We start from the raw sequence: 25,027 nt of genomic DNA, 5'->3' as shown, positions 1-25,027 counted from the left end.
AGTAGTGAGGAGCCTTTTGGGTTCTTTCTTTAGTTTATCAGTCGTTATAACCTAGGTAGGAACCTAGCTTTTTTTGTTGGCTGAATAGCGCGTGCGCTGATCCTGCACCACAACGCTTAGCTCTTTTGCCAGCTCATTATAGCGGGAAATATCCAGCAGCTTCAGGCGGGCTAACAGCCGTTCGGCTTCATCGAAGTTGTTCAGCCATACGTTGGCTTCGGCAGCGTTGAAGAGCGTGGCAGCCATCACCTTCTCGTCGATACGGGCTTTCTTATCCTTCGGATTCGCCTCGGCTAAGGCTTTGTTCCACAAGGCAATGGCCTCACCAATCTGCTTTTGCGCATCGGTAGCGCGGCTAGGATCGGCTAGCATTTTGTAGCCCATCAGCGCCTTCTCATAGGCTTGCGGGTACTCATCATAGTTCACTTTCTTGTCCGAAATCACGATGATGGAGGTGTTGCGCGTGACGGGGCGCTGCCCAAACTTGCTGTCCAGATACTCCGTCACGAGCTTCATGTTGCTTTTCAGCAGGTTCTCGTCGAGCTGCCGCATGAAGGCATTCTGGTTGGTGCGCCAGTATTTGTTGAGGCCTTCTTCGGTGGCGAAAGCCTCGGTTTTGGCAACGGTGTAGGTATTGGTTGCCTCGATCATCTCGTCGAGCAGCACCGTGCCGTCCTTGGCCGCTACTTTCACGTACATCGGCGACTTATAGGAAACTTCATAGGCGTGTTTCACCCCGTCGCCCAGGGCAGCGCCACCTACTTTCACCTGCGAACCCTGCACCGCCAGCGGCGTAATGGGTCCTTGGGTGAAACCATCTAAGCTTACCGTCACGTGCAAGTCGCCGCTGCCTTGCGAGGCCTGCAAGCCGCTTACGTGCACATACGTGCTAGCCAGCGACTTACCGTCATACACCTGCGCCGTGTAGTCGGCGGGCGGAATTACCGCTTCGCCCGGCTTACGCTCATCCAGCACTAGGCGGTTCAGGGCTTTGGCGCCGAAGGATTGAGCTTTGTACTCCTGCTTGGCTTGCTCGGCCTTGGTTTTAGCATCTGCAACAGCCGTCTGATGATCAGCCTTTTGCTGCTTCACGGCGTCTTCATAGCGGAGCAGCACTTCGGGCTGAAACGTGTGCGTGCCTGCCGGCACAGGCACCAACGGCAGCCGCACATAATCAAATGTAACCTTTTGAGGATCGATGCTTTGGGCATGAGCAGAGAGGGTCAGGCACAAAGCAGTGCCTAACAGCGTAATGGGCAAGCGCATAATAGGGTAAGATGAGGGAAAATAAAGGACCAAGTGAGGCCATGCCTCTAATAGAAGCACAAGGTAATAATTATAAATTTATATATTAAAATTTAATTATAAATTCTCCCTAAAATAGTCCATCTACTATCTGACACATTACTTCGGAGACGCAACCAGCGACGTGCTTAGTGAGCCGAAAAGCGGTAAGCAGCGGGTGTAAGGCCGGTTTTGCTCTTGAACAGCCGGGTGAAATACTGCGGGTACTCGAAACCTAGCTGAAAGGCCGTTTCGTTGATAGACAGCGAAGTAGTCAGCAGCAGGCGCTTGGCTTTTTCAATCAGACTGTAGTGAATGTGCTGCTGCGTGCTCTGGCCCGTGAGCGTGCGCAGCATGTCGCTCAGGTAAGCCGGCGACACATGCAGCGCGTCGGCGAAGTACTGCACGGTGGGCAGCGGCTGCTCGCCATCCTGCGCGAAGTAGGCATTCAGCAGCGCCTCGAAACGACTGAGCAGGTCGTGCTCGGCCGTGCGGCGGGTCAGGAACTGCCGGTGGTAGAAGCGGTTAGCGTAGCTCAGCAGCACTTCCAGCTGCGAAATCAGCACATCCTGGCTGAAGGCATCAATGGGCTGCTCGTATTCTGCCCGAATGCTGTCCATCAGGGTGTCGAGCATCGTTTCTTCACGCGCCGAGAGGTGCAGGGCTTCGTGTACGTCGTAGGAAAAGAAACCATAGCTGCCTATCTTCTTGCCCAGCGGGTACTTGTTCAGCAGATCCGGGTGAAACACTAATAGCCAGCCGCTTAGCTCCGATATGTCCAGTGTTGGGTTGGATTCGCACAACTGCCCCGGCGCGTAGAAACCTAGCACACCTTCGCTGAAATCGTAGGTGCGGTGACCGTAGTGAATGCGGCCTTTCAGGTTTTTCTTCAGCGAAATGATGTACATGTGCCGCAGCGCCGGCCCGCTCGGCGGCACCAGGTGGCGAACCTGAGCGAGGTCGATAATCGTCAGCAGCGGGTGGGCCGGGTTGGGGTAGCCGAAGTGCTGGGTGAAGTCTGACACGGAGGCCAGCACCTTGAACTCTTTAGCAGCTTGTTTCATAAGGCGTTACACTATATACGATAAGCCAATAACCCCGGCAGAAGTTTAGCAGCGCCGTTAACCTAGGTTTAACGTAGCTGGCTGCTAAACTTCTCGCCTCAGAAAAGCCAACACTTCCGCGTTTAGCTCCGCGTGAAAATGCTCCCGGTCGAAGCCGGGCGGGTCCTGGGAAGGCGGAAACGCCGGGCTGACCCTAGTTTTTGGAAAAGGACTCAGGAAAGAAAAATGCCCGGCATTTGCCACCACGCGGTGCTGCACCTTACCTAAGTCTGGCACGCCGCGCAACACAATCTGCGCGTTCGTCGGTGGTATATGCTCGTCCTTCTCTCCTACCAACAGCAAAATCGGCAGCCGGACTTGCCGCAGCGTCCCGGCCGGGCTAAACCACGACACGGCCGGGGCCAGCAGCACCAGCGCCGCTACGCGCGGGTCGGGCGCGGGCACGGGCACAGCATGCCACTGCCCATCCGGCGTGTGGGGCGGCCCCACCATCGGTTGCCCACCCGCCAGCGCCAGGACCGTGTAGCCGCCCAGCGAGTGACCAATCAGCCCGACGCTAGCTGGTTTGAGGGCTGGTGCAAACCTAGGTTCATCGAAGAAATGGTCGATGGTTAGCGGGATATGGCGGGGCCGGGCGGCCAGGTTCTGCATGGTTCCGGCCCAGGCGTCGTTGTCCCGGTTGTTGAACGGGTGCTCTGGCAAGCCCACCACGAACCCATTTTGGGCCAGATAATAAGCCAAGCTTCGGTACACCAGCGGCGTGCTACCCGTGCCGTGTGAAATCAGAATCAACGGAAACGGTCCGGCTTTCAGAGGCGCATCCAGCGCGACATTCAGCGGGTAGGAACCTAGCTTTTCCACCTGGCCGGGTGTGCTGGTTGGGTAAAATACCAGCACGGGAAAGGTTACGGCCAGCGCGCTGTCATGCACGTCTACTGTGCAATAGCCAACAAAGTCGCTCATCATTGCGTGTTTGCCTGGCAAGTACGCTATTATCAGGACGATTTCCTTGCTAGTCAGCGCCGGTATTTCCAGCCCGGTCGTGATGATGCCTTCAGCATTACGACCGGGCTGGAAACCAGCTAAAAGCCAGCCGGATAAGCCGCACCTGCGGCGCTGCCCACCGGCATAATAGCTTCCAGCTCGGTGAGCTCCGCCGAACTTAGGGTAATACTAGCTGCTGCTACATTGGCTTCCAGGTACTTGCGGCGCTTAGTTCCGGGAATTGTTACCACATTCTGAGCCAGCACCCAGGCCAGCGCCAGCTGCGCGGCGGTCACGCCTTTGTCCTGAGCCATCGCTTGCAGCTTCTCCACCAAAGCTAGGTTTTTGTAGAAGTTCTCGCCCTGGTAGCGCGGGAAAAAGCGGCGGGAGTCGTTGGGCTCGAAGTCGTCCGGGGTTTTGATTTCGCCCGACAGAAAGCCGCGACCTAGTGGCGAGTAGCCCACAAACCCAATACCTAGCTCCCGCGCCGTGTGCAGGGAGCCAGTTTCTTCCACGCCCCGGTCAAATAAGGAATACTCAGTTTGCAAAGCCGTAATCGGGTGCACTTGGTGGGCCCGGCGCAGGATATCGGGCGAGACTTCCGAAACGCCCAGGTAGCGCACTTTACCTTCCTCCACGAACCGGCTCATCTCCCCTATCGAGTCTTCGATGGGCGTATTCGGGTCGACGCGGTGCAGGTAGTAGAGGTCCACGTAGTCGGTACCTAGGTTGCGCAACGAGCGTTCGATGCACTTGCGGGCGTAGTCGGGTCGGCCGTTCAGCTTACCGGTAAACGTCTCGTTGTCATCTACTTCAAAACCAAACTTCGTGGCCAGAATAACATCCTGCCGACGTCCGGCAATGGCTCTGCCGATCAGCCGTTCGTTGACGGCCGGGCCGTACAAATCAGCCGTATCCAACAGATTAACACCTAGCTCCAGCGCTCGGTGAATGGTAGCCACGCTTTCCACCTCGTCGGCTTCCCCATATACGCTCATGCCGGCAATACCTTGGGTCATACCCATGCAGCCTAGCCCTTCGACGGGCACTTCCAAGCCTTGGCTGCCTAATGCTACTTTTTTGATTGTGCTCATCGAGTCAGATAAGATTTAGCGTGAATAATCTTCACTACAAAGGTCCAGCTACCATCCAAACCATGACTTATACAAACCGAGGCTTTTACTACACAAAACGCAGGTACTTATTTTCTGAATAAGTCAACAACCCAGACGCTTCATCCCTTCTTTTCGAGCTACACATGAACACATCATACGCACCTATATTTATTGTAGTATAATGATAATTATCTATAAGAAACAGTGATTTCCTTAGCCTTTACCAGCCACACCAATTTTTATTGCTAAAATGCAAAATATCTTCATAGCCTCACAAGGTGGCACGAAAGGTGAGGGCGTGCAAGCACTGTTTCACTTTACCTCTCTTAGTTCTTTATGTCCAAATGTCTACTTTTCCTCTCTTTGCTCACTACACTTGCTGTGCAAGCCTGCACTACCACGCGCACCAGCGAAGAAAAACCCGTAACTAATACCGTGGAGCACGATCCTCGCACCCGCACCCAGGAGCCTACCCCTAGTCGCGTCCGTTAGGCTTATTGCGGGCAAACAGCCCTGCCAATTTTGACGTCTTATCTGCCCCAGCTCTGACGAACTGGACGGCTAGGCTGTACGCAGAAAAGCCCCGGCCAAAGAACCGAGGCTTTTACTTACCATACCACGGCACCTGGAGAAGTGCCTTGAAATACCCTCTTTCAAAATGCGTGCCTATATTTATATTAACTAATATTAATACAGGTAGTTTTCGCCTTCTCCACCAGTATTGTTTGTTTTCGGCTGGCAAAATCTTGTTCGAACTCAGAAAGCCAGCCTTTCGCCGGATGCACTGGAGGCGAAAAGCTGGCTTTTGGTTTTAAAAAACGGATTTCGTTTCGGGATGAAACGCAGGCTGTTATCGCAGCGGCGCCGTAGTGAGCGGCGTCACGGGCGTTGCGTGCGGAATGCGGCCCTGCACCTGCGGCATCGAGACGTTGGGTAGACGCGGCAGCACGTAGCGGGCGAAGTAGTCGGCCTCATCGAGCAATGGGTAGCCCGAGAAGATGAAGGCGCGGAAGCCCATGTCCATGTAGCGGTTGAGCTTCTCCACGATCTGGTCGGGTGTGCCGACCAGGGCGCCACCCGCGCCGGAGCGCGCCTTCCCGATGTCGGTCCAGAGCAGCGGCTCCACGAAGCCTTCATTATCAGCATATTCGCGCAACTGGTTCTGCCGGTGCACGCCCAACGACCACGAATCCTGCGCCCGGCTCTTGATTTCGGCACCTTTTACCGGGTCAAACTTCGACATGAGCTTGCGGGCGTAGGCACGGGCTTCCGACTCGGTTTCGCGCACGATGACGTGGATTCGCAGACCGAAATCAATCTGGCGGCCGTGGCGGGCGGCGCGGGCACTCAGGTCCTGCATCGTCTCGTAGAGCATTTCCTCGGTTTCGGGCCACATCAGGAACATGTCGCAGTACTGGGCGCACACCTCCCGTGCGCCTTCCGACGTGCCACCGAAGTACAGCAGCGGACCACCATTCTGCTGATACGGCTTGGCCGGGTCCGACGGCATGTCGAACTGGTATAGCTCGCCTTTGTGCACGATGCGCTCCTGCGTCCAGGCCTGGCGCAGAATCTCGATGGTTTCGGCGCAACGTTGGTAACGCAGCTCGGGCACTTCGCGCAGGCCTGGCAAATCGGAGTTGATGATGTTAATGGTAAGCCGACCTTCCAGCATATGGTCGAGCGAAGCGAGAGCACGGGCCAGCATAGGCGGATGAATTTCGCCGGTGCGGATGGCCGTGAGCAGGTTGATACGCGACGTTTGGGGCGCAATGCCGGCGGCAAACGTCATTACATCCTGCCCCACCGTGTAGGAAGTCGGCAGCAGAATATTGGAGTAACCTAGCCGCTCCGCCGAGAGCGTAATGTCCCGACAGTGCGCCCATGAGCTGCGGTACGCTCCATCAAGCACGCTCAGATACTGGGTGTCGCCGCCGCACAGGTCATCAAACCAGGAGATTTCCGCCACCCGTTGCGGCGTGCGAATGGCAACAGATGAAATTGGAGAAGAAAGAGACATCACTCAGAAAGAAACAGGAATACAACGTTTGAAGCGGCTCGTAAAGAGCTGAAAGCTAGGTCACAGTCGGGCGGGCTTTCGTTGATTGGCTACGAAATACACCCCGAGCCCGACAACCGCCATCAGGGCCACATCGCGGGCTTCGGTGCCGGTGCTGCTCAGCAAAAGCCACAAACACAGACCTACGCATCCGGCCGCTATTACGGTGCCGCCTACCACCTGAAAGGGTGCGGGTTGAGTCGGAAAGCGGCGGCGCAGCACCGGCAGGGCCGCGCAGGTAAGCGCAAAATAGGTGAGGCGAATGATGGTAGAGAGCGTGAGAGCGTAGATAAACGTGCCTGAAATTGCCAAAGCTAGCTTCAACACTGCCGACACCAGCAAGGCCACGTAGGGCGTGCGAAAACGTGGGTGCGTGGCACCGAAAATGGCCGGAATCTGCTTCTGCTCGGCCAGGGCAAACAGCAACCTAGGTCCCGTCAGCATGAGCGCATTGAGGGTGCCCAGGGCCGTCAGCATGGCAGCGGCAGACACGACGGCTGCGCCGCCTGCCCCTAAAAATTGCTGCGAGGCACTGGCTAGCGGGCGCTCGGAAGCACCTAGGTTCGGGAGCGTGCCGATGCACACCACCTGCACCAGCAAGAACAGCACCGCCACCGTGGCAATAGCCGTGAACAACGCAAAAGGCACGTTGCGCTGCGGCTGCTGAATCTCAGCGGCCGGAATAGCAGCTACGTCAAACCCAGAGAAGGTAAAGATGAGCAGCAAAACGGCGCCGGAAAAGCTAGGGTACGTTGGCAGCGTGGCAAAGGAGAAGACTTTCCAGTTCACGAAAAACAAGCCTACTGCCACGAACAATACTAACAGCAGCAACTTGCTGATGGTAAACAAATTATTTACCAGCGAAGCCGTACGAACGCCCACCCAGTTCAGGAGCGTGAGGCTAACAATCAGCCCCGTCATCAGGATGGTGCGGCCGGTGCCTGCGCCCACTGCCGGCCAGAAGTAGGCGGCATAATCGACAAACAGGTTGCAGAGGGCGGCAAAGCTAGCCAGGCGCGAAATCCAGAGCAGCCAGCCTACTTCAAACCCTACGAGCGGCCCAAACGCTTCGCGCGCGTACAAGTAAGGCCCGCCGGCCTCGCTAAACCGGCTGCTGACCTCGGCAAAGCACAGGATAATGAGCGCCACAATGGCTGCGCTGACTACGTATGCCACCAGGCTATAGTCGCCGACCAGCGCGTAGATTTTGGCCGGCAGCCCCAAAATACCGGCGCCAATGGTGATATTGATGATAAGCGCTACAAAATCCCAGCGCCGAATACCGCGCACCAAGTTGGGTTGCGACGCGCCTCTGGAAGTAGAAGTCATGCAAACGAAGGAAAAGCGGATAAAAAAAGCAGGCGGCCGGTAGCTGGCTTCAGTAGGCTAGGTAGTTGCACAGCAACAACAGCGTTTTTCTATCAACTCTGCGAGCAGCATGAGAGAATGGCAGTGGTAAAATAAGTGGCGGTTGCATCCACCTTTCGGCAAAGCTAGCTGGAAAGCGTTGGGCTTATTTATTACTCCCGCAAAAACCTGCGTTGTGTGCTTCAATGCCTGACTGACTAAATATGCCACTTAGAAGGTGAGAGCCAACACACTTCAGGCCACCAGGAAGGACGTCAGCTCACCTGCATACGTCAGGGTGAGCTGGTGCATGGCGCGGGTGCAGGCAACATACAGCATCCGCTTGTCGACTTCCGTTTGGTAATTTCGGGCGGAAGCAAAGGGCACCAACACCTCGTCGAATTCCAGCCCCTTTGCCAAATGAGCCGTCGTAATGACGACCCCTTCCTTGAAGGTCGTGGACTCGGCCGTGAGCAGCTGCACACCGGGTGCCTGAAGCGCCTGATACATAGCATCAGCTTGCCGCTGGGTTTTGCAGATGATGCCCAGGGAATGATAGCCGGAGCTGTTGAAGGCCGTGAGCAGCTGCTGGATTGCTCCTAACTCCTCGTCTTTATTATTGCACCGTACGATGGCGGGCTCCCGCCCGTGCCGTTCCAGCGGGATGATGTCAGGGTTGGGGGTGATGCGCTGGGCGAAACCTGTAATCTCGACGGTCGAGCGGTAGCTGCGGTAGAGCTTGACTACATCGGCCTGCGGGAAGACGCGCTCGATAGTTTCGGCCGAGGAAGCGCTGTAGGGGTTCACCGTCTGGTTAACGTCGCCCAGAATCGTCTTTCGGCACGAAAACAGGCGCGACAAGACGGCGTACTGCACCGGGGTGTAATCCTGCATCTCGTCTACGAGCAGGTGCTTAACCTGCTCGTAGGTGGTGAGACCTTCCAGCCGCAGCCGCAGGTAAAGCAAGGCAAATACGTCCGCGTACTCTAGGTGCAGGCGGTGGTCGAGCTTCAGCAGCTCGGGCCGGCCGATCCAGCGGTAAAAATCCCGGTAAAAGTCCAGTGCATTATTAAACCGGAACATACGCGGAATGGCTTCCCCGATTGTGGCTTTCTCCTGCCCGGTCAGCTTGCGACCGGCAGCGTCCCGCACGTAGGCTCTTACGTCATTAGCTACCAATGCGAAGCGTTTCAGAAGCGGCACCCGGTGGTAGGTCCGGAACTTCTGTTGAAGAAGGGCAACCGGCACAACGGTGCGTCCGACCCGCAACTCCTTGACAGCGAAGTAATTATTCTCAACATGCAGCAGATACTGGTTCAGCTTGCTCAAGAACTCAAACGAGGATTTGAACTGGATGCGCTCGATAAAACCTAGGTCTGGCTTTTCCAGCAACGCGGACACCTGCTCGAAGAAGGTCTGGAACGTGTAGGGATTGCCGAGCAAGTCGGCGGCCAACTCCTCCATACCTAGCTCGGGAATGTGCTCTTCCCCTAGCTCGGGCAAGACGTTCGAGATGTAGTCGGCGAAGACTTTGTTGGGCGAAATAATCAGAACATCTTTAGCCGCGATAGTCTCCCGGAAGCGGTAGAGCAGGAACGCAATGCGGTGCAGAGCAATTGAGGTTTTGCCCGAGCCGGCCACGCCCTGAATGACCATCACCGAAGCATCCTCGTTGCGGATCACGGCATTCTGGTCGCGTTGGATGGTGGCGACAATGTTCTTCATCTTGTCGTCGGAAGACTTCGCAAGCTCGCGTTGCAGCACGTCGTCGTGAATGTTCACGTCGCTGTCGAGCAGGAACTCCAGACGACCATCGCGGATCTTGTACTGCCGTTTCAGCTCAATGCGGCCCCGAACGTTGCCCGACGGGGTGCTGTAGGAGGCTTCGCCCAGCTCGAAATCGTAGAACAGGGAGGAGATAGGAGCGCGCCAATCATAGATCAGGTTCCGGCGCTGTCCTTCGTCTAGGAAAGAGTGCACGCCGATGTACACGGGCGTGCTGACCTGATTTGGAGTGACGAAGTCGATGCGGCCGAAATACGGGGACTGTGCCAGCTTGAAGAGTTTGCGTTTTCGGGCCACGGCCGCTTCGCCCGTGAAGGCCATACGGTTGATCGACTGGCCGGCCGCGACCATATCGGCTTCGTCCATGCCGGATTGGTGCTCGTGGATGTACTCCTTTTTCTGCCGGAGCTCGTCGGAAAACTGCCTGACGGCGTCATCAACCCGTTTGATGGCCAGCGTCAGTTTCTCCTTAACCTCTTCCAGGTAGGCTCGCTCTTCTTGTTCGGTTGCGTTTATCACGTGCTGCGCTTGAGAAATGGACCCCAAAGGTGGCACCAAATTACGGGCTGCAGAAGCGTTTTGCTTCTTTCGGCAGGCGCATGAACGAGCGACAACCTAGCTGTACGCCAGCGGCCGGGCTCATGAATCGTTGAAAATCGTGTCAAGCCAGCCCTTGCTTCTTGGTGGCAATCAGCACAATCCGTAGGGGAATGATACCTAGGTTGATAAGCGCTTAGCAGCCAGCCATCGGGCAAAGCTTAGTGGCTTCTGCGTAACGCTACCTCGGCGCCTGGGCAGCCCTTGCTCTACATAATGTTCACCTCGGGGTGCAGCTCCACGCCGAACTTCTCGCGGACGGAAGCAATGATTTCCTGAGCTAGGTTCTGGATGTCGGCACCTTGCGCGCCGCCGTGGTTTACCAGCACCAGCGCCTGCCGGTCGTGGACGCCGTGGGCACCGCGCCGGTGGCCTTTCCAGCCGCTTTGCTCGATCAGCCAGGCCGCAGGCACCTTCACGCCGCCGGGTACGGGGTAGCCGGGCAGGTCGGGGTACTCGGCTTTCAGAGCGTCGTACTTGGCCTGGGAGAGTTCGGGGTTTTTGAAGAAGCTGCCAGCGTTGCCGATTTCGGCCGGGTCAGGCAGCTTGCTGCGCCGGATACGCATCACGGCCTCGCTCACGTTGGCGGGCGTGGGGTCGCCCTCCAAACCCATCTCCTCCAGGGTGGTGCGGATGGCGCCGTAGCTGACATTAAGCTGGTGCTGCCGGCGCAGGCGCAGCACCACGGCCGTCACGATGTACTGGTTTTTGAGTGGGCCTTTAAACACACTTTCGCGGTAGCCAAATCCGCACTCAACCCGCGTGAACGTGCGCAGGTGCCCCGTGCTGATTTCCACGGCTTCGAGGTGGTCGAAAGTGTCTTGCAGCTCCGCCCCGTAGGCGCCGATGTTCTGGAGCGGGGCCGCGCCTACTGTGCCGGGTATCAGGGACAGGTTTTCGACACCGCTCAGGTCCTGGCGGAGCGTGTACTCCACCAGCGCGTGCCACGACTCGCCCGCTCCGGCGCGCACCAGCGCCGTGTTGCTGGCATCATCGTGTCCGATTACTTCCAGCTCCCGAATCTCGTTTTTTAGTACAACGCCATCAAAATCCTTGGTAAAGAGCAGGTTGCTACCACCACCCAGGATGAGCTTTTCGGCTTGCTGCACTTCGGGCAGGGCCAGCAAAGTCCGCAGCTCATCGACGCTGGTGAAGCGGGCAAAAAGGCGCGCTTTGGCGTCAATGCCGAAGGTGTTATAAGGACGAAGGGAAACGTTGGATTCGAGGCCGGGTGCGGTAGACATGACGCAAAGGTAAGCCGTAGCGCGAAGCTCTGCTTCGCTTATCGTTGAACAATGGACGTTGTTTGTAGCCAACATCAGCAACGATACGCGAAGCAGAGCTTCGCGCTACATGCTTACCGCACCCGGTAGCCGCTCACCGCGTAGTACAACAGATACGCATAGCACAGCGCCGGCAGAATGAACGCCACGCGCAAGCCGCCGCCGTTGGTAGCCACCCAGCCCATCAGCAGCGGAATGATGGCCCCGCCCACGATGGCCATGATTAGGTACGAGGAACCTTGCTTGGTAAAGACACCTAGGCCCTTGATTGCCAGCGGGAAAATAACGGGCCACATAATAGAATTGCACAGGCCGCAGAGCACCACCAGCCACAAGGCCGACTCGCCATGCGTCAGCACCGACGCCAGCACCAGGGCCGTGCCCGCCGCGCAAACGCCTATCAGCATGCGCCGGTCGTCGAAGCGGCGCAGCAGCGGAATGCCCACGATGCGGCCAATCATGGAGCCGAACCAGTAAGACGACACGAGAATGGCCCCGATTGCTTTGGTGAAGCCGCCAGCCGTGTTAACCGGCAGAGGCGTTTGCCCGATGAGCAGCAAGCCGTAGTTCGTAACGGCGTTCAGCCCGCGCACCAAGGTCTGCGTGAAGCCGCTTAATTGGGTGATATTCTGGGCTTCTCCGTAGCGAATCAGGAAATCACCCAGGCCCACTTCCACGCCCACGTACAGGAATATTGCCCCAATGCCGAGCACCAGATGCCGAAAATCGAGGGCGGAACGGCGGCCGGCCAGGGCGGCAGGAACGGCTTCTTCGGTTTCATCAACCGGAATACTCTCGATTTCGGGCAGGCGCAGAAGCCAGAAAACCCCACCTAACAGCACCAGAAAAATAGCCAGACCTAGGTAGGGCGATTTCACCAAAGCGGCTTCTTCGGTGAGGCGCTGCTCGGCGGAAAGCGCCGCCAGACGCGTTTGCAGCGCCGCCGCACTACCGAAGAGCAATAATCCGCCAATCAGCGGCGACAAGGTGCCACCTAGGTTGTTGGCCACCCCCACAATACTCACCCGACTAGCCGCGCGCCGCGCTGGCCCGAGCACCGAAACGTACGGATTGGCCGCGACTTGCAACAGCGTCACGCCGGCCCCCAGCACTCCCAGGCCGATCAGAAACAGCACAAACGTGCGCGAGTTGGCCGCCGGAATAAAGAGCAGCGCGCCCGCTGCCATCACCAGCAACCCCACCACAATACCGCGCTGATAACCTAGCTGCCGGATAACCCAGCCCGCCGGCAACGACATCAGAAAATAGGCGATAAAAAAAGCAAACGGAACCAGAGAAGACTGAAAATCAGTCAGCTGGCACACATCTTTGAGGTAGGGCATCAGCACCCCGTTGAAGTTCGTGACGGCTCCGAAGAGGAAGAACAAGGACGTCATGGCCGCCATGGGCAGCACGTAGCTGCGCGTGGTAGCGGGGGTGGCCGTGGTGGCAGAAGAGGAAGAAGTAGGAACGGCCATGCTGGCAGAATGATAGGAGAAGCCGACTACGGGGCCAGCTAAGCAATGCTACGGAGTTTTCCGGAAAATGCCGCGGGAAATAAGCCGGAGCATTCGGGCAGCTTGCCCGAGAACCTAGGCCCAGGCCTGAACCTAGCTTGGAAGGCTACCTTCAGGCAACGTCGGGCGCGGGCACGCACCTGGTGAGATACTGCCACGTAAAAATAGCACCCATTGCCCCGACTGTAGGCGCCACCAAATAGAGCCACAGATGCTCCAGGTGGCCCGACACTACAGCCGGCGAAAAAGAGCGCGCCGGGTTCATGGAAGCGCCGCAGATCGGCCCGGCAAACATGGCTTCCAGAAGCACCACCGCCCCGATTGCCAGCCCCGCAAACAAGCCCTGCTCCTTCGAGCCGTGCGCCACGTTCATGATGACCAGCACCAGCAGATACGTCAGGATGAATTCCAGCACGAAGGATTGCGCTTCGGAGCCCGCCGGCAGCGTTGCACCCAGCAGTTCGTTGGCCGGAAACAGATAGCGTATCGTGGCACTGGCAATCAGGGCACCCACCAGCTGGCTACCGATGTACGGCAGCAGCTGCCCGGCCGGAAACTTCCGCGCCACGGCAAAAGCAATCGACACGGCCGGGTTGAAGTGCGCCCCTGAAATTGTACCCAGCGCGTAGATCATGGACGTGACGATCAGGCCGAAGGTGATGGCAATGCCCACGTGCGTGATGGCACCGTGGCTTTCCTGGTTGATGATGATAGCCCCTGTTCCGCAAAATATAATGGCAAACGTACCCAGCGCCTCCGCGACATATTTTCTCATATATCCTTGCTGAACAGAATAAAGATTGGCAGAATGATCAGGCAAGCAAAAGCCCTGTTGCCTCCGCCCGAAAGCCAGGTTTCCGAGCTTATGCTGCTGCAAATAAGGAGTTTTGTTGAAATCGCAGGCCAGCAGTCGTGAGGGACTCCGAGGGACCGAAGGTCGTCGGGTGCGGTTCGACGCGCTTCTTTCCCGACCTTTGCGACCTGCTTATTCATTTTACCGCCTACGCACATGGCTGACAACCGCCGCTCCGCTTCGTTTTACATGACTGCCACCACTCAATTTGGCCTCGAAGAGGTGCTGGCGGAGGAGCTGCGGCAGCTGGGCGCCACCATCGACCGGGTGGGGCAGCGGGCCGTCGAGTTCAGCGGCAATAAGCAGCTGCTCTATGAAGCAGTGCTGTGGTGTCGCACGGCCATGCGTATTCTGAAGCCCTTCGCCGGCTTCTACGCCCGCGACGAAAAGGCGCTTTACCGCGAAGTAAGCCGTATTAATTGGCAGGACTTTATCGGGCCCGACCAGACTTTTGCCATCACGGCCGTGGTGAATAAGTCGAGCTTCGAGCACTCGCTGTTTGTGGCCCAGCTCACCAAGGATGCCATTGTGGATCAGTTCCGTGACCGCACCGGCCAGCGCCCGAGTGTGGATGTGAAGAACCCCGACGTTCGGCTGCACCTGCACATGCTGGAAAACGAAGTGACCCTGAGCCTCGACGCGGCCGGCGACTCGCTGCACCGGCGCGGCTACCGTCAGGGCACCAACGTGGCACCGCTCAACGAGGTGCTGGCCGCCGGTCTGCTCCTGCTTACGGGTTGGGACGGTCGCAAAACCCTCATTGACCCAATGTGCGGCTCCGGCACGCTGCTCACCGAGGCGGCGCTTATTGCACAGCGCATTGCACCGGGTTTGTATCACCAAGGCAAATTTGGCTTTGAAAACTGGCCCGATTTCGACCGAGCGCTCTGGGATTCGGTGCGGCTCGATGCGCGTCAGGCTAGGTTGGAAGAGCCGCAAGCCTACCTAGGTGGCTCCGACATTTCGGGCGAGTTCATCAACCTGGCCCGCCAGAACGTGGCCGCCGCCGACCTAGAAGATTTCATCCGCCTCTCCGTCCGCGACGTGAAAGATGCCAAAGCGCCCGCCAAAGAGGAGCCCGGCATCGTCATTATGAACCCGCCTTATGGCGAACGAATCGGGGAGGAAGCAGAAATGGCGGCGCTTTATAAAACTATCGGCGACACATTGAAAAGCGGTTTTCAAGGCTACGACGCGTATGTTTTCACCGGCAACCTGGAAGCAGCCAAGCGCATCGGCCTGAAGACCTCGCGCCGCATCCCGCTCTACAACGGACCGATTGAATGCCGCCTGCTGAAGTATGAGCTGTACCACGGCACGCGCAAAGGAGTTGTATCTAAAGAGAATCCCAGTTAAGTAACACTCGGCGGAGCACAGGAATACGTCTTTACAACCGGCGCGAAAAGCTGGGATACTTGGAAAGAACATGCCCGCACCAACCGCAAAGAAACCACTGAAGCGGAGCAAGCCTTGTGGCGCGAGTTGCGGGGGCAGCGCCTAGGAGCAAAATTTCGTCCGCGACAGCCGCGAGGTATTGGTACGCAGTTGGGCCGCCAGTTCGCCTAGGGTCAGCTCGGGAGCCAGGTAAGGGCGCGCCGTGCGCATGTGGTCGAGCAGATCTTCCGTCCAGCGCCACAGCTCCGGGTCGGTTTCGGGCGCAGTGTCTGGTTCGGTAAGAACGGCAGTTCCTACCCTCTTGGTTGCCGCTGCCCCAACTGGTGCCGTTACCATCGGCGCTCCGAATGCTACCAAAGGAGAGGCAGCCTAATACGTCCGGCAGGCCTCTACGCACGCTTGGCACGCTGCCGCGCACTCCTTGCAGTGGTCATCCTGATGCTGCGAGCATTCTAGGTAGCATTTCTGGCAGATTTCGATGCACTCTCTGATGACATGCGGCGCATGCTCCGAGCGGCGCGCAATAAATGCGGCCGTGAGCCGACAGTAGTCCGCGCAGTCGCGGGAATAGGCAATGCAGCGAACCATCATCTGGGCGTGTTCTTCGCTCAGACAGCCCGAAATGCAATTTTCGCAGGCATTGATGCACCGATTTAATGCCTCTAATATGGCTTGGGCATTAGGGTTTTGAGGGGTAAACGCATTCGGTTCACTCATGAGAAAGTGGATTTAAGAATTAGTAACAACTTCTTGGTTATACGCCCTTGAACGAGGGCTAGGTGGTGCAGTATTGGGAAAAAGATGTGCACGATTTGTGCGCTCTTATAGTTTATTCATCACTGGAAGTCCCCGCTAATCGCCGTATTTTTACCGAATGTTATTTGCGCCCGAACCCCTAGCCCCTACCCTCGACTCGGCTCGCCGCGTCCTGAAACAATACTACGGTTACGACTCTTTCCGGCCCATGCAGGCCGATATCATCGAGTCCATCCTAGGTGGGCGCGACACGGTAGTGCTCATGCCTACCGGCGGCGGCAAATCAGTGTGTTTTCAGGTGCCTGCTATTGTGCAAGAAGGCGTGTGCGTAGTCGTTTCGCCGCTGATTGCCCTGATGAAAGATCAGGTAGAAGCACTGAAAGCCAACGGTGTATCGGCCGAATACATCAACAGCAGCGTCAGCCAGGGCGAGCAGAATAGTATTGCCTCCGATTGCCTCAACGGCTACCTGAAGCTGCTCTACGTGAGTCCCGAAAAGCTGCTTTCGGAAGGCTTCTTGCAGTTTCTGCGCCGCTTGCGCATCAGCATGTTTGCCATTGATGAGGCGCACTGCATCTCGTCGTGGGGGCACGATTTCCGGCCCGAATACACGCAGCTGAAGCTGCTGCGGGAGCAGTTTCCGCAGGTGCCTATCATTGCCCTCACCGCCACCGCCGACCGCCTCACCCAGCGCGACATTCAGCAGCAGCTGCGCCTGAACGAACCTAGGGTGTTCCTTTCCAGCTTCGACCGGCCCAATCTGAACCTCATCGTGCGCCCCGGCCAGGACCGCGTGGGCAGCATCGTGGAGTTTGTGGAGCGCCACCCCAACGAAGCCGGCATCGTGTATTGCCTCTCGCGCAAGCAGTGCGAAACAATGGCTGAGAAGCTGAAAGCCAAGGGCATTCGCGCCGGCCACTACCACGCGGGCATGACGCCCAACCAGCGCGGCTCGGTGCAGGAGGCCTTCCTGAAAGACGACTTGCAGGTGATTGTGGCGACCATCGCCTTCGGCATGGGCATCGACAAGAGCAACGTGCGCTGGGTTATTCACTACAACCTGCCCAAGAACATCGAGGGTTATTACCAGGAAATTGGCCGCGCCGGCCGCGACGGCGCCCCGGCTACGGCGCTGCTATTCTACAGCTTCGCCGACGTGATGAGCCTGCGCGACATGCTCACCAAGGACAACCCTAGCCTCACGCAGCTCAACCTCACCAAGCTGGAGCGCATGCAGCAGTTTGCGGAAGCTGCCAGCTGCCGCCGTAAGATTTTGCTCAACTACTTCGGCGAGACGCTGCCCCAGGACTGCGGCAACTGCGACATTTGCCGCAACCCGCCTACTACGTTTGATGGCACGCTGCTCGCGCAGAAAGCTTTATCGGCAGTAGTGCGCACGCGCGAGCGGGCCAGCATCGGCCTGCTCATCGACGTGCTGCGTGGCATGCGCAACCAGGCCGTGCTCACCGCTGGCTACGACCAGATCAAAACCTACGGTGCCGGTGCCGACTTGCCCTACCTGGATTGGTACAGCTACATCCACCAGATGCTCAACGATGGCCTGCTCTACATTGCCTACGAGGAAGGCTATGCGTTGAAAATCACCGACCTAGGTCGGGAAGTGCTACAAGGCCAGCGCACCCTGGCTATGAAGAAATTCCAGCCTGCCGAGAAAGCTGAAAAGCCAACCCGCGCCAGCAAGAAAGCCGCCGCGGCTGCGCAAGCTGCTAAACCTGTCGATGCCACAGCTGCCTTGTTCGAGAAGTTGCGTCAGCTCCGCAAGCGCATTGCTGATGAGCAAAACGTGCCGCCGTACGTCATCTTCACCGATACCACCTTGCAGGAAATGGCCGCCGAGCGTCCCGTTTCGCGCGTGGCCATGCTTGCCATTTCGGGCGTGGGCATGAAGAAATTCGAAAACTACGGCGACGTGTTCATCAAGGAAATCCTAGCCTACGGCGGCGCGCCCAACCCCGCGGATACCGAAGCCGATGAGCCAGAAGACATTGAAGAAGCACCCGCCCCGAAAGCACCGCGCAAGAAGGACGTAGGCGACACCCACGAAACGACCTTGCAACTGCACCGCGTGGGCTTGAGCGTAGAGGCCATTGCCGAGCGCCGCAACCTCAGCCCCGGCACCATTCGTGCCCACATCGAAACGCTCTACGCCAAGGGCTTCCCCATCCGATTGGAAGAGTTTCTAACCATGGATGAGTTTGCCGAAATCCAGACGGCTATCGGGCAGCTAGGTGGCTCGCCCCTGCTGCGCGACTTATTCGACCACCTGCGCGAGAAATACGACTATTTCAAGCTGCGTCTGGCGCTGCATTATCAAAAGAAGCTGCGCGGTGAGTAATATAATATTGTTCGGGAAACGAGTTTGTCATTCCTCCTGCTGCCCGGAATGACAAACTCGTTTCCTGTTGAACCTTATTGAGCTAGGTTATTAGCAACTCAATAAAAAATTTAGCAAAACTTTAAGCTAATTGAATTAGTAATAACGCAAAGATGTTACTAAATTCACGAGCCGATATGTTCTTGAATTAGAAGCCTTTCCCCGGCTCTTTGCGCGATGATCAACACTAACCTTAAATACTGGCGGCGTGAGCTAAGCCTGACGCAGGCCCAAATGGCTGAGAAGCTAGGTATTAAACGCTCACTGGTAGGCGCTTACGAAGAAGGCCGCGCTGAGCCCAAGCTAACGACGCTCGTCAACATGGCCCGCTTGTTCGGTATTACACTGGATGCGCTGGTTACGACGGACTTCAGCAAGAAGGGCAAAGCCAAGACCGCTATTCGCCACCTGGAGCCCGTGAACACTACGCCGGAGCCGCCGCGCCCCGCTGGCAACCTGCGCGTGCTGGCCCTCACCGTCGATAAGGAACAGAACGAGAATATTGAGCTGGTGCCGCTGAAGGCCAGCGCCGGCTACCTCAACGGCTACGCCGACCCCGAGTTCATCGAGGAGCTGCCGAAGTTCCGCCTGCCGATGCTAGGTTCGGGTGGTACGTACCGCGCCTTCGAAATCTCCGGCGACTCGATGCTGCCGATTGCTTCGGGTACGGTTATCGTGGGGCGCTACGTGGATGACTGGCTGACGTTGAAGGACGGCACGCCCTGCATCGTGGTGAGCGCCAAGGAAGGCATCGTGTTCAAGCGTGTATACAACCGCCTCAAGAACGCCGCCACCCTCAGCCTGCACTCCGACAACCCCGTGTACTCGCCCTACGAGATTGACGTGCAGGATGTCGTCGAAATCTGGGAAGCGAAGGCCTACATCAGCAGCACCTTCCCCATCGCCGACCTTTCGCTGAACCGCTTGGCTAGCATTGTGTTGGATCTGCAAAAGCAGATGACGACCCTGAAGAAAGCGTAAGAACATAAGCGCCATTGCTACAAAGCCGGGCCGGAAAGCAGGAAACTGTTTTCCGGCCCGGCTTTTCTTTTGCGCATAAAGTCGTAAACAGCAGCCTAGGTCGCGGGCTTTACTTAACTTCCCTTGGTTCAGTCGCGTATGCAAACCTAGGGTTCCTCCCTTAAACCTCAACTAAGACCCTTATGCTCAAGTACATCCCAGCTACCGACCGCCATCATGCAGCGCCCGTGCAGTGGCTCAGCAGCTACTTCCTATTCAGCTTCGCTGACTATTACGACCCGGATAACATGCACTTCGGTCCGTTGCGCGTGTTCAACGACGACAGCATTGCCCCGCAGTCGGGCTTTCCGCAACACCCGCACTCCGAGATGGAAATCGTGACGCTGGTGCTGGATGGCGAGGTGACCCACGAGGATACGATGGGCAACAAAACCGTTATTAAGAAAGGCGAAGTGCAGCGCATGACGGCTGGCACCGGCATTGCCCACTCCGAATTCAATCGCACTGATGCGCCCCTGCACATCTACCAGCTTTGGTTTATCTCTAACCAGAAGGGCCTCAGCCCTAGCTACGAGCAGAAAGACATTGATTTTCTGAGCACTAAGAACGAGCTAATACCGCTGGTGACGGGGCAGAAAGTGCTGGAAGACGTAGTGTACATGAACTCCAACAGCGCCGTGTACTGGGCCAATCTGAGCGCCGATAAGGAGCTTTTGTTTCAGACTTTCCCGATTCGCAACACCTTTATCTACGTGAAGGAAGGCAACATTTTCGTGAATGGCACCGAGCTAGGTATCAACGATCAGGCCCGCCTAATCGATGAGCACGTAATTGAGATTCGTGCAGCCAAAGACGCGCAATTCATCCTTATCGACCTGCCCGCTAGTGAGGCAAACTACTAACAGTCAGCACCTAGGCTTAAACCAGAAAGCCGGTCCTCTGACCGGCTTTCTGGTTTATTGGAAGTAGCTTTATTCGACTATTAAGCGCTTCACGATGCTGCCTTCGCTCGTGTCGAGGCGGAGGTGGTACACGCCGGTAGCCAGGTTATGAAGCATCAGCGGCTGCGTGGCTATCTGCTGCGTCGTTACCTGCTGATCGGACATGGTGCGGCCGACCATATCAACAATTCTTACCTGCACCAACTGCTCGGCAAAGCGCGGCGGAAACTGGAGTTGCGCTTTCAGGTGCGCGGGATTCGGGAAAACGCTGATTTCCTCCTCCAGCTTTTTAGTCTCCGATTCATTGAAGCGCACGCTGACCGTGTTGCTCGTGTTATTCACCGTCACCAAGTCCAGGTCGCCATCATTGTCGAGGTCGCCGAGGGCGATGCTGTAGGAGCCCGCACCGATGCTCACCTCCTGTTTGCCCGAGAAAGCACCCGCGCCGTTGTTCAGGCGCACGCTCACGGTGTTGGCGGTATAGTTAGGAGCCAGCAGGTCGAGGTCACCGTCGCCGTCGATATCGTTCAGGGCTACGCTACGCGCGCCGGAGGTGATGTCCACCACTTTGTCGCCGCTGAAAGTACCCTGCCCATTGTTCAGGCGCAAGCTGGCAGTACTGGAGTTAAGGTCGCCTGTCACCAGATCCAGGTCGCCGTCGCCGTCGATATCACCCAGCACCACCGAGTGCGGGTTGGTGCCGACTACCACCTCCTGGCTGCCACTAAAGGAACCTAGCCCATCGTTCAGGCGCACGCTGGAAGTCACGGTGTTGGAGTTAGCCGTCACAAAATCCAGGTCGCCGTCGTTGTCGATATCACCAAGGGCGATGCTGATGGGGCGCGTGCCCACCGTAACCTCTTGGCCTACAGCGCTGAACTTACCTGTTCCATCGTTTAAGCGCACGCTCACGGTGCTGGTCACGAAGTTGCTCTTGCTGTCCACGTAGTTGGCCGCCAGCAGATCCAGGTCGCCGTCGCCATCGATGTCGCCCAGTGCTAAAGCGTGCGGATTTTCACCCGTGGGCACTTCCTGCGTTCCGCCGAAATTGCCTTTGCCGTCGTTCAGGCGCACGCTTACGGTGCTCACGGCGGTGTTGGCGTTCGGCGTGAGCAGGTCCAGGTCGCCGTCGCCGTCCACGTCGCCTAGCACGACCTGGTACGGCCCTGCTCCTACTCTCACCTCGTGGCCTTTGCTGCTGAACGTGCCTTTTCCATTGTTCAGCTGCACACTCACCGTGCCCTCATTGTTGTAGTTAGCCACCAGCATATCCAGGTCGCCGTCGCCATCCACATCACCTAGGGTCGCGCTGGTTGCATTGTTCCCAATTCCAGGATCAGCATCGCCGCCAAAAACACCTTTGCTGGGGCTGGTAGCCGTGGTGAACTGAAAAACCAGAGGCTTGGCCAGCTTTTGTCCGCTACTACTCCGCGCGGCCGTAGTGATAGTAGCCGATATGGTTTCACCCGGCCGGAATCCAGCACCCGGCACAAACTTAACCGTGTTGTTGCTCGTGCCGATGGCACCTGTTTTTACATAGCCAGTTTGCGCACTAAAAATCTTTAATATTTGGCTGTTAGCATCTTCCAGATAGAGTGACTGGCTGAAATTCACCTCTACCGTTTTATTGCGCGGCACGCTGTAGGTATTGCGAGCAGGCGAAATGCTGGTAACCGTAGGCGTTTGGGCCTGTGCCGCACCGATCAGCAGAAACAAGCTTGTGAAACCTAGGATACGGGAAAACCCGCGAGCCAGGGTCGGCTCGTATGAAAGCGTAGAGGGTAACATCATAAACACTGAAAAACAGGAACTCGGAGGCTAGTGAAAGATGCTCCGGAACTCCTGCCTATGGGTGGGCTGTAGCAGTTGGGTCGATACAAAAACGCGCCTTCTTCAAAACTCGAACCAGACACTCCGTAGAACAAGCTGAATGTACGCTTTTATGCGTAAATATGTTTTATTTAATCCTTAGATATTGCTAAAATTTCTTCTTTTGGCCTGAGCAGCAGTTTTTATCTATTACCAGAACAAATAGCACAGCTACTCGGCAATAATCCATTAAGAAAGACACTTCATGACCTACAAAAGCTGCAATTCTTTTAAGAATTAAGTACAAAATAATTTTTTTGTTAAAAAAATCGCATTTCGTTAATCAGATATATACAATAAATTATCAACAAAATTAAATAATTAAGTCTCCTTACCTACCAAGCTCAACTATAGCTATAAACCAACTACTATCTCACTTTGCTGTCAGTGCATACCTAGGTCAGTGGTGTTATAAGGCACGGGAAAAGAAATTAGAGGTTCCCGCTTAGTTCAGCTTGCACCCTTTCGCATAGCCTAACTGCAAATTCTTTCGGCAAAAAGGCTGTTTCTACCGTATGCAGGATGATTGCAAACGAACAGCCGTACTTATGTCCCGAACGATTATTGTTTCCAACCGCCTGCCTACCAAAGCACACCGTACCGATAACGGCCTCGAATTCACTCCCAGCGAAGGCGGTCTGGCAACCGGCCTTGGGTCCATCTACCGTGCCGATGGCAACGTGTGGATCGGGTGGCCCGGCCTGGTAGTCGAAGACCCCGACGAGCAGCAGCACGTAATCGGGCAGCTTCACGAGGACAGCATGAGCCCCGTCTTCCTGACGGACGCGGAAATCCGTGATTTTTACGAGGGCTTCAGCAACGAAACGCTGTGGCCTACTTTCCACTATTTCAGCCAATACGCCGTTTTCGACCAGCACCAATGGGAGGTGTACGTGGCCGTAAACGAGAAATTCTGCGAGGCCGTGCTGCGCGAAGCTGGCCCCGACGACACCATCTGGGTGCACGACTACCAGCTGTTGCTTTTGCCGCAGATGCTGCGCAAGGCTCGCCCGGATAGCAGCATTGGATTCTTCTTGCATATCCCGTTTCCGTCGCAGGAAATCATCCGGGCCATGCCGTGGCGCGAGCAACTCCTGGAAGGAATGCTAGGTGCCGACCTCATTGGCTTTCACACCTACGGCTACATGCGCCACTTCCTGAGCGCCGTGTCGCAACTGCTAGGCTACCCAAGCCAGAACGGCATGGTGGAGGCCGGCCAACGGAGCGTGCTGGTTGATGCCTTCCCGATGGGCATTGATTATGAGAAATACGCCGAGCTAGCTGCCTCAGAGCCAGCTTTGAAGAGCGAGCAAACGTACCGCGAAGCACTCGGCGACGTGCGCGTGATTTTGTCTATCGACCGTCTCGATTATACCAAAGGCATTGCACAGCGCCTGCTGGCCTACGAGCTGATGCTTCAGCAGTACCCGGAGTGGCGCGAGCAGGTGACGCTGTTTATGTTGGTGGTACCCTCGCGCGACCAGGTGGAACAGTACAAGGAGCTGAAAGAGGAAATCGATGAGCTGGTAGGGCGCATCACCAGTACCTACCGTACGCTTTCCTGGAACCCCGTGCAGTACTTCTACCGCTCCTTCCCGATTGAAGACCTGGCGGGTTTGTACCGACTGGCCGAAGTGGCGCTCGTAACGCCCATGCGCGACGGTATGAACCTGGTAGCCAAAGAGTTTATTGCCTGCAAAGGTGACCAGCCGGGTGTACTCATCCTGAGCGAGCGGGCCGGTGCCGCCCGTGAGCTTTCCGACGCTATCATCATCAACCCCAGCGACATGCACCAGGTAGCCGAGGCCATGCACGAGGCGCTGATCATGCCCGAGCAGGAGCAACGGCACCGCATGGCCAACATGCAGGCGCTGGTGAAGCAGTACAACGTGCACCATTGGGTGCAGCTCTTCATGGATCGGTTGGCGTACAGCAAGATCAAGCAGCAAACCCTGGCCACGACCAAGCTCGACGCGGACGTGTTGCAGCAAATGATTGAGCAGTATAAGAGTGCCGAGCAGCGCCTGCTGTTCCTGGACTACGACGGCACTCTGGCTCCCTTCAACAAGAACCCGCAAAAAGCCCGCCCCGATGAGGATTTGTTGCAGCTGTTGCGCGCCCTGAGCGCCGATAAGCGCAACCGCGTCGTCATCATCAGCGGCCGCGACCGGAACACGTTGCAGGAATGGCTCGGTCATCTGCCGCTCGACTTCATTGCCGAGCATGGCGTCTGGTTTAAGGCAGAAGGTGATGAATGGTCGATGGCGCAGGGCTTGCGCAACGACTGGAAGCTGGAGATTCGTCCGATCCTGGATATGCACGTCAGCCGGACGGCGGGCTCGTTTATCGAGGAAAAGGACTACTCGCTGGTGTGGCACTACCGCCGCGCCGACGCTGAGCTGGCGGCCGTGCGCGCCCGCGAGCTTACCAGCCACCTCAACTTCATGGCTACCAACAACGACCTTCAGGTGATGGAAGGCAACAAGGTGGTGGAAGTGAAAAGCGCCGGCGTCAACAAAGGGCTAGCTGCCGCCCGCTGGCTCACCAACTACCCCGATGCCACGTTCATCCTGGCCCTCGGCGACGACCGCACCGACGAGGACACCTTCCGCGCCATGCCAGAAGAAGCCTTCACCGTGAAAGTAGGCGGCACCGGCCGCTCGTTGGCGCGCTACAATATCAACAATACCAACGAAGTACGCCGCACGCTGCGGGCGCTGTTGTAAAGTGGTGAAATGGAGAGGTGGTGAAATGGTGACTAAGAACAACAAGTCACCATTTCACCACCTCTCCATTTCACCA

19 protein-coding genes are annotated in these 25,027 nt (G+C 56.9%); 6 read left to right on the top strand and 13 right to left on the bottom strand.

The genetic code is table 11. The features are described from left to right. Window positions 1-63 precede the first annotated feature (63 nt). The 4 genes from IEX74_RS18510 to IEX74_RS18495 form a co-directional block, all read right to left on the bottom strand. Window positions 64-1,266: a hypothetical protein gene (locus IEX74_RS18510; protein WP_188815518.1), complete on the bottom strand. Its 1,203-nt coding sequence runs from the start codon at window positions 1,264-1,266 to the stop codon at window positions 64-66. A gap of 167 nt (window positions 1,267-1,433) precedes the next feature. Further along, on the bottom strand, window positions 1,434-2,348 hold the full coding sequence (locus IEX74_RS18505; protein ID WP_188815517.1) for a helix-turn-helix domain-containing protein: 915 nt from the start codon (window positions 2,346-2,348) through the stop codon (window positions 1,434-1,436). Window positions 2,349-2,432: 84 nt separating this feature from the next. Continuing rightward, entirely contained in the window at window positions 2,433-3,311 is an 879-nt protein-coding gene (locus IEX74_RS18500) for an alpha/beta hydrolase family protein (RefSeq protein WP_229755367.1), read from the bottom strand. Between the two features lie 119 nt (window positions 3,312-3,430). Then, window positions 3,431-4,426 carry an aldo/keto reductase gene (locus IEX74_RS18495; RefSeq protein WP_188815516.1) on the bottom strand — a complete coding sequence of 332 codons (996 nt, stop codon included), beginning with the start codon at window positions 4,424-4,426 and terminating at the stop codon, window positions 3,431-3,433. Between the two features lie 384 nt (window positions 4,427-4,810). Here IEX74_RS18495 and IEX74_RS23390 point away from each other — a divergent pair, with 384 nt between their 5' ends. Beyond that, window positions 4,811-4,939 (top strand): hypothetical protein, encoded by a 129-nt coding sequence (locus tag IEX74_RS23390; RefSeq protein WP_262892046.1) that lies wholly within the window; start codon window positions 4,811-4,813, stop codon window positions 4,937-4,939. 358 nt (window positions 4,940-5,297) lie between these two features. On the opposite strand, the gene IEX74_RS18490 is transcribed toward IEX74_RS23390, so the two are convergent. The 6 genes from IEX74_RS18490 to IEX74_RS18465 all read right to left on the bottom strand — a co-directional run bounded on the left by IEX74_RS18490 (window position 5,298) and on the right by IEX74_RS18465 (window position 13,810). Further along, a complete protein-coding gene (locus IEX74_RS18490; RefSeq protein ID WP_188815515.1) occupies window positions 5,298-6,467 on the bottom strand; it encodes an LLM class flavin-dependent oxidoreductase in 1,170 nt (389 codons plus the stop codon). A gap of 60 nt (window positions 6,468-6,527) precedes the next feature. Continuing rightward, window positions 6,528-7,835 carry an APC family permease gene (locus IEX74_RS18485; RefSeq protein WP_188815514.1) on the bottom strand — a complete coding sequence of 436 codons (1,308 nt, stop codon included), beginning with the start codon at window positions 7,833-7,835 and terminating at the stop codon, window positions 6,528-6,530. A gap of 273 nt (window positions 7,836-8,108) precedes the next feature. After that, a complete protein-coding gene (locus IEX74_RS18480; RefSeq protein WP_188815513.1) occupies window positions 8,109-10,157 on the bottom strand; it encodes a HelD family protein in 2,049 nt (682 codons plus the stop codon). Between the two features lie 287 nt (window positions 10,158-10,444). After that, window positions 10,445-11,479, bottom strand: coding sequence for a UDP-N-acetylmuramate dehydrogenase (gene murB, locus IEX74_RS18475; RefSeq protein ID WP_188815512.1), 1,035 nt, complete (start codon window positions 11,477-11,479; stop codon window positions 10,445-10,447). Between the two features lie 113 nt (window positions 11,480-11,592). Continuing rightward, entirely contained in the window at window positions 11,593-12,996 is a 1,404-nt protein-coding gene (locus IEX74_RS18470; RefSeq protein ID WP_188815511.1) for a sugar MFS transporter, read from the bottom strand. Between the two features lie 151 nt (window positions 12,997-13,147). Next, window positions 13,148-13,810: an aquaporin gene (locus IEX74_RS18465; RefSeq protein WP_188815510.1), complete on the bottom strand. Its 663-nt coding sequence runs from the start codon at window positions 13,808-13,810 to the stop codon at window positions 13,148-13,150. 234 nt (window positions 13,811-14,044) lie between these two features. Here IEX74_RS18465 and IEX74_RS18460 point away from each other — a divergent pair, with 234 nt between their 5' ends. Then, window positions 14,045-15,244, top strand: coding sequence for a THUMP domain-containing class I SAM-dependent RNA methyltransferase (locus IEX74_RS18460; RefSeq protein WP_188815509.1), 1,200 nt, complete (start codon window positions 14,045-14,047; stop codon window positions 15,242-15,244). A 141-nt stretch (window positions 15,245-15,385) separates the two neighbouring features. Here IEX74_RS18460 and IEX74_RS18450 read toward each other — a convergent pair whose 3' ends face one another. Next, entirely contained in the window at window positions 15,386-15,640 is a 255-nt protein-coding gene (locus tag IEX74_RS18450; protein WP_188815508.1) for a hypothetical protein, read from the bottom strand. A gap of 12 nt (window positions 15,641-15,652) precedes the next feature. Continuing rightward, a complete protein-coding gene (locus IEX74_RS18445) occupies window positions 15,653-16,000 on the bottom strand; it encodes a four-helix bundle copper-binding protein (RefSeq protein ID WP_188815507.1) in 348 nt (115 codons plus the stop codon). A 157-nt stretch (window positions 16,001-16,157) separates the two neighbouring features. On the opposite strand from IEX74_RS18445, the gene recQ reads away from it, so the two are divergent. The 3 genes from recQ (at window position 16,158) to IEX74_RS18430 (ending at window position 20,317) form a co-directional block, all read left to right on the top strand. Continuing rightward, complete coding sequence (recQ, locus tag IEX74_RS18440) at window positions 16,158-18,395, top strand: DNA helicase RecQ (RefSeq protein WP_188815506.1); 2,238 nt, start codon at window positions 16,158-16,160, stop codon at window positions 18,393-18,395. Between the two features lie 216 nt (window positions 18,396-18,611). Beyond that, entirely contained in the window at window positions 18,612-19,415 is an 804-nt protein-coding gene (locus tag IEX74_RS18435) for a LexA family transcriptional regulator (RefSeq protein WP_188815505.1), read from the top strand. Between the two features lie 182 nt (window positions 19,416-19,597). After that, on the top strand, window positions 19,598-20,317 hold the full coding sequence (locus IEX74_RS18430; RefSeq protein WP_188815504.1) for a pirin family protein: 720 nt from the start codon (window positions 19,598-19,600) through the stop codon (window positions 20,315-20,317). A gap of 69 nt (window positions 20,318-20,386) precedes the next feature. Here the strand turns inward: IEX74_RS18430 and IEX74_RS18425 are convergent, their stop codons facing one another. After that, the gene (locus IEX74_RS18425; RefSeq protein WP_188815503.1) at window positions 20,387-22,147 is read right to left on the bottom strand and encodes an FG-GAP-like repeat-containing protein; all 1,761 of its coding nucleotides are present in this window, start codon (window positions 22,145-22,147) and stop codon (window positions 20,387-20,389) included. Between the two features lie 626 nt (window positions 22,148-22,773). On the opposite strand from IEX74_RS18425, the gene IEX74_RS18420 reads away from it, so the two are divergent. Then, window positions 22,774-24,951 carry a bifunctional alpha,alpha-trehalose-phosphate synthase (UDP-forming)/trehalose-phosphatase gene (locus IEX74_RS18420; RefSeq protein WP_188815502.1) on the top strand — a complete coding sequence of 726 codons (2,178 nt, stop codon included), beginning with the start codon at window positions 22,774-22,776 and terminating at the stop codon, window positions 24,949-24,951. Window positions 24,952-25,027: the final 76 nt, after the last annotated feature.

The sequence above is a fragment of the Hymenobacter cavernae genome, from assembly GCF_014641455.1.
GTDB classification, from domain to species: domain Bacteria; phylum Bacteroidota; class Bacteroidia; order Cytophagales; family Hymenobacteraceae; genus Hymenobacter; species Hymenobacter cavernae.
This window is presented reverse-complemented; position numbering and strand designations above follow the sequence as displayed.

Coding starts and splice junctions, on each gene's coding strand:
- IEX74_RS18500 (WP_229755367.1), bottom strand. CDS start 3,311: ATGAGCGACTTTGTTGGCTATTGCACAGTAGACGTGCATGACAGCGCG.
- IEX74_RS18465 (WP_188815510.1), bottom strand. CDS start 13,810: ATGAGAAAATATGTCGCGGAGGCGCTGGGTACGTTTGCCATTATATTT.
- IEX74_RS18510 (WP_188815518.1), bottom strand. CDS start 1,266: ATGCGCTTGCCCATTACGCTGTTAGGCACTGCTTTGTGCCTGACCCTC.
- recQ (WP_188815506.1), top strand. CDS start 16,158: ATGTTATTTGCGCCCGAACCCCTAGCCCCTACCCTCGACTCGGCTCGC.
- IEX74_RS18420 (WP_188815502.1), top strand. CDS start 22,774: ATGTCCCGAACGATTATTGTTTCCAACCGCCTGCCTACCAAAGCACAC.
- IEX74_RS18470 (WP_188815511.1), bottom strand. CDS start 12,996: ATGGCCGTTCCTACTTCTTCCTCTTCTGCCACCACGGCCACCCCCGCT.
- IEX74_RS18505 (WP_188815517.1), bottom strand. CDS start 2,348: ATGAAACAAGCTGCTAAAGAGTTCAAGGTGCTGGCCTCCGTGTCAGAC.
- IEX74_RS18495 (WP_188815516.1), bottom strand. CDS start 4,426: ATGAGCACAATCAAAAAAGTAGCATTAGGCAGCCAAGGCTTGGAAGTG.
- IEX74_RS18445 (WP_188815507.1), bottom strand. CDS start 16,000: ATGAGTGAACCGAATGCGTTTACCCCTCAAAACCCTAATGCCCAAGCC.
- IEX74_RS18435 (WP_188815505.1), top strand. CDS start 18,612: ATGATCAACACTAACCTTAAATACTGGCGGCGTGAGCTAAGCCTGACG.
- IEX74_RS18425 (WP_188815503.1), bottom strand. CDS start 22,147: ATGATGTTACCCTCTACGCTTTCATACGAGCCGACCCTGGCTCGCGGG.
- murB (WP_188815512.1), bottom strand. CDS start 11,479: ATGTCTACCGCACCCGGCCTCGAATCCAACGTTTCCCTTCGTCCTTAT.
- IEX74_RS18490 (WP_188815515.1), bottom strand. CDS start 6,467: ATGTCTCTTTCTTCTCCAATTTCATCTGTTGCCATTCGCACGCCGCAA.
- IEX74_RS18485 (WP_188815514.1), bottom strand. CDS start 7,835: ATGACTTCTACTTCCAGAGGCGCGTCGCAACCCAACTTGGTGCGCGGT.
- IEX74_RS18430 (WP_188815504.1), top strand. CDS start 19,598: ATGCTCAAGTACATCCCAGCTACCGACCGCCATCATGCAGCGCCCGTG.
- IEX74_RS18460 (WP_188815509.1), top strand. CDS start 14,045: ATGGCTGACAACCGCCGCTCCGCTTCGTTTTACATGACTGCCACCACT.